Here is a 10,161-nt window from a genome sequence, read left to right as displayed (position 1 = left end):
GTTCAGGCTTCTCAGGCTATGCTTGCTCAGGCAAATCAGGTTCCGCAGGGTGTTCTTCAGTTGTTACAGTAATTATAATGCTTAAAGCAGATAGTTACCAAATATTATATAATAAAAAACAAGGACCGGGCTTTAAGCCCGGTTCTTGTTTTTGCTCACACCATAGGTGTAAACCAATAACGAAATGGTTGCATTTCTCATTATCTCATTTTATAATATAATAAAAGATGGTTGTCTGGAAGGAGGGATTATGATGGATATAGCAGCAGCAAGTATGAGTCTGGCAAGTTTGAAACTGGGAATGGAGGCCAGCACTTCTATAACAAAAAAAGCGATGGAGACGGCTGAAACGAACGCAGCGGCGCTTGTAGAAATGTTAGAAGCAGTAGACCAGATGACTGTTCCGAGTGACAATCTTATTGATGTTCGGGCTTAGAATAGAGATTTCATTTTAGGAAAAAAAATGAGTCTGAAGGTGCTGCAAGAGCCTGTGACACAGATATGAAGAAAAAACAGACAGGGGCAATCGGGAACGGAAGATTCTCGATTGCCCCTGTATTTGCCTGATAATAAGCATATTACAAGGATTAAACTGCCGTTTCAAAGTTACTATGCACAGCAGCAAGCTGTGCACAGTAATGCTTTAAAAATAATGTGACTTGATTTTACTGTTATTTTTCATTGAAAAGTTGGTTTAATAGCTGTAGTGAAGCTGTTTGTGCAGCAGCCTTATTTTCTTCAGCAGCTTCGACCAGTTCGGAGCGGAGAACTAATACGTCTTTGGGGGCGTCGATCGCCAGTCTTACCCAGTCCGGTCCGATTTCAGAAATTGTTAATGTTATATCATCACCAATGGTAAGGGACTGCCCTTTCTTTCGCTGTAATATTAGCATAGTATTTTATTCATCTCCTTTTCCGTCATTTCGCAGAGTATGTTTAAACTTGTATAATGGAGAGTCTAAAATAATCTGCTTTCCGATCCTGCTTTTTATATTTACCGCCAAAGGAGCTTTTAAATTGACGGTAGAGCTCTCCAATGATTCATTCAATACACAGATTACATAATAAGACAGATCGTCTTCAGAATGGATATCCAGGTCTTTTTTGTCTTTTTCAGATAAGGAAGGCTGATAATCCGGAAAGGATACAAACGGATTCATAAGGATGAAGGAAAGCGTCTCATCATCAATGTTTTGCAAAGAGAGAAAGGAATCATCTTCATGCAGGGATATTGGCAGGAAATTTTTATAATCTTCAAACCCAAAGAGTCCTTCGGGTAAATGAATCAATTCCTCTTTTTCATAGGATACAGATCCGAAATATTTTGCGTTTATATTCAATGAAATAACCTCCTTAGTAAAGAAAAGTAAGGGCGTTTACGCCCTTACATCTAATGGTTCATAGTTTGGAGAAGCACTTGGCGGAACATACATAGGTTCCCCAATATATTCGATTTGTACATCTGGATGCTGTGTGATCGACATTTCGATATCTCCAGGTACAAACTGATAATTGCCTTGTGCAACCTTCAAATCAAATTTAAGTTTATCCATCTCATAGTTGAGTGTCAGATCCGGCTCCTGATACGTAATACTTACGGGAGCAGACGGAATAAATCCGAGTTGAAATTCTCCTGTAGGCATTTGTGCCCGTTGTCTAAAAATTTGTCCGAGTAGTTCTCCTCCATCTCCAGGTTTCAGCAATTGTTGGCCCTCCTGCGCATATTGTGCAGATGTCTGCTGTGCTGTCTGCAGCCCCTTTGCAGCAATCTGTGAGATGCTGCGTCTCGTGGTTGGGACAACAGAATTTCTAGCTTCAAATGTATCCAAATTCAATTTGGCGGGACGGCTCTTCATAGAAAATCCGCCAGGAGTTCTGTGCATTTCTAATGATGCATCAGAGTTGGAGTATTCTAAACGGGCCTTCTGGATTTTTAACTGATATTCCAGAGGAATAGTCGTAATTTTTAGTAATTGTTCCATAAAGAACCTCCTTGATCTAAATGATAAGTGTTCGTGTAAAAATTATTTCATAAAATCAATAAAGGATGGTGATAAAATACTGGTTCCGACCTTCAAGGCTGCGTTATAAGCATATTGTGCCCAAGAATACTGGGTAATGGCATCTGCCATATCAATATTTACTACGCTGTCCAGCTGGGACGCAAGGTTTAATTCATCAGTTTCCAGACGATCCTTTGTTGTGGTCAGGAACTGAGATTTACTTCCAAGTGTTGTAACTTGTTCCAGAACATTGTTTCTGCCGTCATCAAAAACATCTAAGAGTTTTTTAAATTCATCCCGGTCAAATGGTTCCTTTTCGAGAGTATCAGCAATCTGACCGGCAAGCAGAACCATGTTTTTCGAGATTCCGTTAGCAGTCTGTCCAAAGCCTGCTACATTGATACCCGGAAGGCTGGTATTAAAAGCGCTGGATGGATCAATCTCCCCATTTTTGATAGAAAGACCGAAGCCCATATCCAGAAATACACTTTCCTTGGAAAGCTGATCCAGAATATCCGCATTGGCTGGATCGTTCACATCTACTCCACGGTAAGTCAGAGTCTGTGAGCCGTCAGCATTTTTCGTCAATGAAAACGGCGGGGTAGCGGCATCGGCGCCGCCGAATACATAACGTCCCTCATAGGAAGCGTTCAGGCTGAGAAGCATGCTTTCTTGTGCGCCTCTCCATGCATCCGCATAAGTCTGTCTTATTTCAAGAGAACCGTAGTTTGTTCCGTTCAGGGATTCTATTCCATACCTCTTGCTGAGCGTAAGAGCAATATCGCTGATCTGCATGGCAGCGCTTTCCTGAGAATCCAAGAAGCTCTGTGTATTTTCTACTGTTGACAGGTAATCCTGATTTTTTACGTATTTTCGTTCCAGCGTAGCGGCGCGGAGGGCGTTTCCAGGGTTCTCAGCAGAGGAAACAAACTGCCGTCCGGTCATAACCTTTTTTCTGACAGTATCCAGATTCGCAATAGATGTTCCAAGGTTAGAACGATAATCACGCAAGATTGCATTCGTTGTAATTCGCATAATTTTTCTTTATACCTCCTTTTATCTTCCGACAACGCCGGTTCTGTTGATCAAAGTGTCCATTGCCTCATCCAGAGTAGTCATAAATCTGGCAGCAGCGGTATAGGACTGGTTATAATGCATCAGATCCATACCTTCTTCGTCCAACTGTACACCGGATACTGCGTCTCGTGCATTAGCAGTCTGATTCAGGACAGAAATCTGATTCTCTAGAGTGGTGTTGGCGGATTTTAAATCAATGGCAAGTGTATTTTCTATTCCGGCAAAACAATCATAAAAACTTCCTGTGAAGAATGTCACGCCATTTGCGCCATTACCTTTAAATTGCTGCGGATCCTTTAATAAATTAATCATGTTCAGGATGTTGCTGGTGTCGGTAGAACCAATCTTACCATCAATAACTTTCGTAGAAATAGTAATTCCATATTTGCTGTTCATCCAGTCATCTGCAATCTTAATGTTGGAAGCAGAGAAGTCTGCATTTGGATCAATCTTTTCAAATAAGGGACGGTCTATCATAACCGGATCGCCGTTAGGATCAGTTACAACGTTTCCATCAGCATCAGTCTGTACTGCTTTATTTATATCGTTAAACAATGTTGCAAACGTATTGACAAGTGAATCCAGAGCCTGCTCATAATAACCAATGCCGTTTACACTGGCTGTGCCCCGGTCAAAAGCGCCCGACTGGTTCAATATATCCAAGGTACCCTTTAGTGTACCGGAAGGAATGGTATCGGTAATATCGGTCGGCGCCCCGCCTTCTACACCGATGACGCTGAGTGTGACTGGCTGCCCGGTAATGTCTGCCCGGAAAGAACCGCAGTCTGTATCAGAAACAAGTGTGAAAGTCATTCCGTCATTTCCGGTATAGTAGACATTCGGTACTTCAATTGTCTGTCCCGGAGCAATCTCCCGAACCTCATATTTTACACTGATCGGAAGGTAACTGGCGAGCTGATCCAGAAGGTCATTTCTCTGATCCTTAAGCTCCAGCGCCGGATTGCCGAGTATCTGACTGTTCTTGATGTTCTTATTTAATTCGGCAAGGTTTTCCAGCATCTGATTGACATCAGCGATATCATTGCTCTCAAACCCGGCTGTCATATCATTCCGTATATCCTGTAGTCTGCTCGCATTGTCATGAAAGAGATTCAGAAGAATCTGCATACTGGAACGAACCGTTGTGTCAATCTCTTTGGCATTCGGTTCCTCAGAATACTTCTGAAGAGCAGAAGAGATATCACGAAGAGCTGCCCTGACTCCATCAAGACTGGCTTCATCGAAAATATTGGTAAGCTGTTCGTATCCGCCGGCTAATGAATCTGTTGTTCCAAGCTTACTCATCTGATTGCGGTACTGGATATCCAGAAACGGATCACGTAACTGTGAAAGTCCTGTAACTTCAACTCCGTACCCCACTTTAGCGCCGTTGCGCGAGTTGTAAATGCTGCCGCCGGTATTGTTGATACTGTTGACATCCAGCCGTTGTCTGGTATAGCCGCGTGTATTGATATTAGCAATATTCTGACCGGTCACATCAAGCGCCCGCTGGCTGGCGGACATCGCTAACTGTGCAGTTGTGAAACCGGCAAAAGTAGAACGCATCATAAGAATTAATTCCTCCTTATATTATACAAAACGATTGGTAAAATGTGTTTCTTCTGATGTTGAGCCTGTGCCGGATGCGGAATAAACCTTACTTCCGGCAGCGGAAGGGTTCAGCATTGACTGAATATGGTGCAATTTCACATTAACCGCATCTTTGGCATTATCATTAATGGACTGAAATGTGCGAACCTTTTGAGACAACTCCTCAAACATCGGTGTAAGCGCTTCTGAGACATCCTCCGGAGCCTGCTCCAGAATCTCCCGGAATGTCAGGTCTTTCATATCCATCGAGACCTGTGTGGACTCTCTCTGGTGTTCCAGTCCCCTCAGGCGGAGTATAACTGCCTGTTCTTTTTTGATACTTTCTTCTACATTAGCGATGTCATTGGCAATGACTGCATCCAGTTTCTTTTGTTCTACATCAATGAGAGTATCAAAAAGTTCAATAAAATCTTTGATAAGAGCATTAAACTCTGAATACTTTTCCATTATTGAGCGACCTCCCCGATGAGAAGCATCCGGGATGCAATAAGAGAAGGGTCAATCTGGTAAGCAGATGAAGAAACCGTATCTTTTAAGTTCTGTAATCTGTTTTCAGAAACAGGAATGCGGATTTCATCGCTGATCTGTTTGGAAATAGTCGCTGCAAAGGTTTTTTCTGCAATTTCTCGTGGGTTTGACTGAATTGATATTGCATCAAAATTAAAATCTTTCTTCTTAGGATTGAATCCTGAGAGCCCTTTTGCACGAATATTCAGACTGGAATAGTCAGCCTGTAAACTAGTGGCATTTGCAATTTTCATATAGGACTCCTTTCTTTATAATTTCATTAAAAAAAATAGCTGATAATTATCTATATAAAAATTATCGGTTAAAAAAGAAAATTCGTAATGAAATCAGACTAATTTTTTTAAATGATTTAATAATACGGCAGATATTTTATCACAGGATGCCTGAATGGAGACTGCACCGATATTAAAGGCGACCATCGGCATACCATAAACAACGCAGGAAGCTTTGTCCTGTCCGATGGTAAAGGCGCCTTTCTTGTGCATCTCCAGCAGTCCCTCGGCTCCGTCCTTTCCCATGCCGGTCATAATGATTCCTATTTTGTTGCCGGTTACATTTTTTGCAACGGAGCGGAACAGTACATCAACAGAAGGTCTGTGCCCGCTGACCTTTTCACCCGGGAAACATCTGACGGCATAACCGCCGCTGGAAGGGATGACTTCCATTTGCAGGGCACCCGGCGCAATCAGTGCAAGTCCCGGACGGATCTGGTCCCCGTTTTTGGCTTCCCGGACTTCCATCTGGCACAATCTGTTTAAACGTTGTGCATACATGTCAGTAAAACCTTCCGGCATATGCTGTGTAATGACCATTCCCGGTATATTCGCGGGAAGCTGCCGCAGAACCTCCAGGGTAGCCTCTGTACCGCCGGTCGAAGCGCCGAGCGCAATTACCGTAGAGCGGTAAGAGAGCGGCAGTCCGGCCGGCATAGGAGCCGGAGTCTTCTGGACAGGAGTAACCGCCGCAGCCGGAGGCGCCGAAGGACGGCCAGCCGTTAGGGAACTCTGTCTGACGTGAGCCATAGAGGCAATATGGATTTTGGTATACAGCGCAGCAAAAAATATATCCTTTGAGTGTGCTGTCATGTCAGGTTTCCTTACAAAATCAACAGCGCCTGCGGAGAGTGCGTCAAAAACACTTAGGTTAAGAGAGGACACTAAAATAACAGGAATGGGGTGAACAGGGAGCAGTTCCTTTAAAAATTCAATCCCATTCATTCCCGGCATCTCCACGTCCAGAGTGATTACGTCTGGCTTTAAAAGCGGAATTTTATGCCGGGCATCATAAGCATTAACAGCATAGCCGACAACCTCGATGTCCGGGCAGGTAGAAAGATAATCAATGATCATTTTACGGAACAGTGGTGAATCGTCAACTGATAATACGGATATCTTTTTTTTCAACATGTGATAACTCCTTTTTAATATTGTGATTTTTAATAAGGAAGAGACTGCCACACAATAAATCTATGGCAGAAATATTGTGTGGCAGCCGATATATGATTATTCCCTGCGGTAAGTTGCAGGCTTAATGTAATGGTAAGGCGTGCTGTTTCTGTTAAGACTTTCTGAGTGACCGATTAACAGATAACCACCCGGATTCGTAGCATTGTAGAATCGGTTAACAAGAGCATCCTTTGTTTCCTGGTCAAAATATATCATTACATTCCTGCAAAAAATAACATCAAATTTTAGACGGAATTTAATAGGATTCATAAGATTAAAGGTTCGGAAAATCACATTCGATTTAATTGCCGGGGATACTGTATAAACCCCGGGAGTTCCGGCAGGACGGAAATATTTTTCTTTCCATCCCGGCGGCAGGTTTCTCAGTGAATCCTTATCATAAACTGCGTTATTGGCAGCTTTCAGTGCATTCTGTGAGATATCCGTTGCAAGAACACGAGTATCCCACATTGATGCCTGAGAACCAAGATATTCCTTCAAAATCATGGAGATCGTATAAGGTTCTTCACCCGAAGAACAGCCGGCGCTCCAAATGCTTAAGCTCCGGTTCTTCTTTGTCTCGATCAGGTAAGGAAGAATTACTTCGGTAAAAAATTCAAAGTGTGATTCTTCACGCATAAAATAAGTATAATTGGTTGTCAGCTTGTTCAGCATCAATTCCAAATCTTCGGGTGTATGATTCTTCAGAAGATGATCTACATATTCCTCGAATGATGAAAATCCCATAGATAAAATGCTGTTGGACAGCCGTCCGACAATAAGCTGCTTCTTTTTGGAAAGATCAATGCCATAGTTTTGCTTGACAAAGCGTACAAGACGCTGAAAATCAGTTTCCGTAATTGTTAACATAAAATAAACTCCTTTTTCTAACGATATCTTATTGTAAAATTAGAAAATAGTTTTGGCAAGTTGTTCGTGATCAAGAAAAAGGAGAACAGAATGCTCGCTCAAAGAAATCATTCCATTAATTAGTTCTTGATGGCTTTCCGTCGGTACAGCGGAAATCTGCGCTTTGTCTATATCGACAACCTGTTGTACGGAATCTACGATGATGCCAAGATTGGTATCATTAATATTCAGTACGATAATACAGGTTACATCAGTATAATCAATAGAAGCCTTTCCCATACGAAGACGGATGTCAATAATAGGAATAATCTGCCCTCTAAGATTGATGATTCCTTTTACATACCCAGGAACCAGCGGAATCATAGTAATCGCATGATTTGTGATAATCTCTGTAACATAATTCGTACTTATTCCAATCGTAAGACCATCAGACATAAATGTCAGAAATCTTTCTGTTGAAACAGGGAAATCTACAGTTGAATCAATCTCTGTGTTTGCAGTTGACATAGTTACTCCTCCGATTTCAGTAAGTTTAGTATTGATTTTGGGACACAAGGTAGAGATTCAGGATATCCAGAATAATACTGATATTACCGTCACCCAGAATCGTACAGCCGCTGATTCCCGAGTCTTTGATGTTGAAGTTGCTCAAATATGCCGGCAAAGGCTTTACAACAACCTGCTGTTCACCAAGAAGCTCATCTACAAACAGGCAGTAGGACTTGTCGCTTGATTCTACCCAGATTAAAATACCATCTTCAATATTTGTTATTTCAGTTTCAATGTTATATAAATTATGTATGCGGACAATTGGATAAAATTCATCCATACACTTAATGATCTCATTGCCGCTGGCATCCAGAATGATGGATTCCTTACTTGCCTTAAATGACTGACGGATATTGGCGATCGGAATTGTAAAAATAGAATCTCCAACGGAAATTTCCATACCGTCTACAATAGCAAGCGTCAGCGGAATCTTCAGCGTTGTGCAGCTTCCCTTACCTAGTTCGCTTGTAATGGAAATGACGCCGCCGACAGATTCGACATTTTTCTTGACAACATCCATACCAACACCGCGGCCGGAAAACTCAGTTACCTCTTCGTTTGTAGAGAATCCCGGAAGCATCAGAAGTGAAAGAATCTCCTTCTGTGAATATTCGGTTGATGGTTTTGTAAGAAGTCCGTTCCGTTCTGCCTTCTGAAGAATCTTGCTGGTATCCATACCACGTCCATCATCCTTTACGGAAATGATGACCTCGCTTCCGGTATGGGTAGCGGACAGGATAATCTCTGCCTGTGCAGGCTTTCCGGCTGCAATACGTTCTTCTGTTGTCGGCTCAATACCATGATCCATAGAATTACGGACAATATGCATGATCGGATCGCTGATGCTGTCTACAATACTCTTGTCCACTTCAGTATTCTCGCCTTCAATTGTCAGACGGACATCTTTGTTCAGTTTCTTTTTCATGTCGCGGACAATACGGTTCATCTTCTGGAACGTACCTGAAACAGGAACCATACGAAGTGACATGGCAATGTCCTGAAGGTCGTCTGTCAGCTTGCGGAGCTGGCGTGTGGACTTCAGGAAGCTGTCCAGCTTCAGATTCTGAATTTCCGGGGAAGACGTTACCATAGATTCTGTAATTACAATTTCTCCGACAATCGCCATCAGGCTGTCCAGCTTTGAAAGGCTGACGCTGATCAGACTTTGCTTAGCGGGAGCACTTGAAGCTGAAGCAGCAGGCGCAGGACTTCCCGCAGCAGGTGATGCCGATGCCTGTTTATGTACAGTCTCGGCTGATGCAGTCTGGGTGGCAGGAGCCTGTTCAGGAGCCTTTTGATGCTCAAAAACTTCAACAGTTTCTACATTGTTATTTTCCTTGATAATGGCAACAGCGGCATCAACAGCTTCGGCTGTTGCCGGACAGATATAAAATCCGTGCTCCTGTATAAAATCAATCGTATCAGAACTTGACTCCACATCTGCAGGATAGCAGACAAATGGGACGTCCATGTCATGGAGAGCCGTAACCAGCATAAAAGCACGGAGATTCTCCATACCGCAGCCATCTTCAAACATGACTTTGATATATTGCGGGTAGTCACCCTGCGGAAGAAAGTCAGGTCCGGAAGTACTGCCGGAGACAGTGTCAGAAGCTGTATCAGCAGAAGGCGCAGAAGCAGAACTGCCTGCGGCAGAAGCCCCTTTTCCGCTGATTTTTTCCAAAAAACTATTAATATCTGTAATGACACTGTCGATATTATTACTAAGAGGTTCGTTGTTTTCCAGTTTTTCAACTTCTTTACGGAGCATGTCGGTGGACTGGAACATCAGATTGAACAGATCACTTTTATGAGATTTGTCCATGGCATCCAGACCATTTTCACGAATATAGAAGAACAAGTCCTCTATATGATGCGCAATTTCCATTAAAGTTGAGAATTCCATCATAGCAGAAGAACCTTTGATGGTATGCATAATGCGAAAGATTTCATTAACATCATTTGTAGTAAAATCTTCATTCTTTTCTGCTTCTATCAAAAGTTCATCTAACTGCTCCAATAAAGTGTTCGTTTCATAAAGATACATCTCAAGCATGTTATCCATAATATAAGCACCG

At 42.5% G+C, this 10,161-nt stretch carries 13 protein-coding genes; 2 read left to right on the top strand and 11 right to left on the bottom strand.

Translation table 11 applies throughout. From position 1 onward, the window contains the following. Together NFS18_RS19915 and NFS18_RS04145 are read left to right on the top strand one after the other, a co-directional pair. Positions 1–72 (top strand): flagellin (locus NFS18_RS19915; RefSeq protein WP_251388245.1); only part of this gene is annotated, 72 nt, incomplete at its 5' end. 178 nt (positions 73–250) lie between these two features. Further along, entirely contained in the window at positions 251–436 is a 186-nt protein-coding gene (locus tag NFS18_RS04145) for a YjfB family protein (protein WP_251388231.1), read from the top strand. 235 nt (positions 437–671) lie between these two features. On the opposite strand, the gene NFS18_RS04140 is transcribed toward NFS18_RS04145, so the two are convergent. The 11 genes from NFS18_RS04140 to NFS18_RS04090 form a co-directional block, all read right to left on the bottom strand. Beyond that, positions 672–893, bottom strand: a complete 222-nt coding sequence (locus tag NFS18_RS04140) for a carbon storage regulator (protein ID WP_251388230.1) — start codon at positions 891–893, stop codon at positions 672–674. Positions 894–899: 6 nt separating this feature from the next. Further along, positions 900–1,340, bottom strand: coding sequence for a flagellar assembly protein FliW (fliW, locus tag NFS18_RS04135; RefSeq protein WP_251388229.1), 441 nt, complete (start codon positions 1,338–1,340; stop codon positions 900–902). Positions 1,341–1,376: 36 nt separating this feature from the next. After that, positions 1,377–1,982, bottom strand: coding sequence for a DUF6470 family protein (locus NFS18_RS04130; RefSeq protein ID WP_251388228.1), 606 nt, complete (start codon positions 1,980–1,982; stop codon positions 1,377–1,379). Between the two features lie 42 nt (positions 1,983–2,024). After that, positions 2,025–3,038 carry a flagellin N-terminal helical domain-containing protein gene (locus tag NFS18_RS04125; protein WP_251388227.1) on the bottom strand — a complete coding sequence of 338 codons (1,014 nt, stop codon included), beginning with the start codon at positions 3,036–3,038 and terminating at the stop codon, positions 2,025–2,027. 21 nt (positions 3,039–3,059) lie between these two features. Continuing rightward, positions 3,060–4,649, bottom strand: coding sequence for a flagellar hook-associated protein FlgK (gene flgK, locus NFS18_RS04120; RefSeq protein WP_251388226.1), 1,590 nt, complete (start codon positions 4,647–4,649; stop codon positions 3,060–3,062). A 21-nt stretch (positions 4,650–4,670) separates the two neighbouring features. Further along, positions 4,671–5,138, bottom strand: coding sequence for a flagellar protein FlgN (locus NFS18_RS04115; protein WP_251388225.1), 468 nt, complete (start codon positions 5,136–5,138; stop codon positions 4,671–4,673). Then, the gene (locus tag NFS18_RS04110; RefSeq protein ID WP_251388223.1) at positions 5,138–5,452 is read right to left on the bottom strand and encodes a flagellar biosynthesis anti-sigma factor FlgM; all 315 of its coding nucleotides are present in this window, start codon (positions 5,450–5,452) and stop codon (positions 5,138–5,140) included. Before NFS18_RS04110 ends, NFS18_RS04115 begins: the two co-directional genes overlap by 1 nt. A gap of 93 nt (positions 5,453–5,545) precedes the next feature. Next, a complete protein-coding gene (locus NFS18_RS04105) occupies positions 5,546–6,625 on the bottom strand; it encodes a protein-glutamate methylesterase/protein-glutamine glutaminase (protein WP_331477490.1) in 1,080 nt (359 codons plus the stop codon). Between the two features lie 96 nt (positions 6,626–6,721). Continuing rightward, the gene (locus NFS18_RS04100; RefSeq protein WP_251388221.1) at positions 6,722–7,534 is read right to left on the bottom strand and encodes a CheR family methyltransferase; all 813 of its coding nucleotides are present in this window, start codon (positions 7,532–7,534) and stop codon (positions 6,722–6,724) included. A gap of 39 nt (positions 7,535–7,573) precedes the next feature. Continuing rightward, positions 7,574–8,041 (bottom strand): chemotaxis protein CheW, encoded by a 468-nt coding sequence (locus tag NFS18_RS04095; protein WP_251388219.1) that lies wholly within the window; start codon positions 8,039–8,041, stop codon positions 7,574–7,576. A gap of 25 nt (positions 8,042–8,066) precedes the next feature. Next, a complete protein-coding gene (locus NFS18_RS04090; protein ID WP_251388217.1) occupies positions 8,067–10,148 on the bottom strand; it encodes a chemotaxis protein CheA in 2,082 nt (693 codons plus the stop codon). Between the last annotated feature and the right edge of the window lie 13 nt (positions 10,149–10,161).

The organism is Mediterraneibacter agrestimuris (assembly GCF_943193195.1).
GTDB lineage: Bacteria > Bacillota > Clostridia > Lachnospirales > Lachnospiraceae > Schaedlerella > Schaedlerella agrestimuris.
This window is presented reverse-complemented; position numbering and strand designations above follow the sequence as displayed.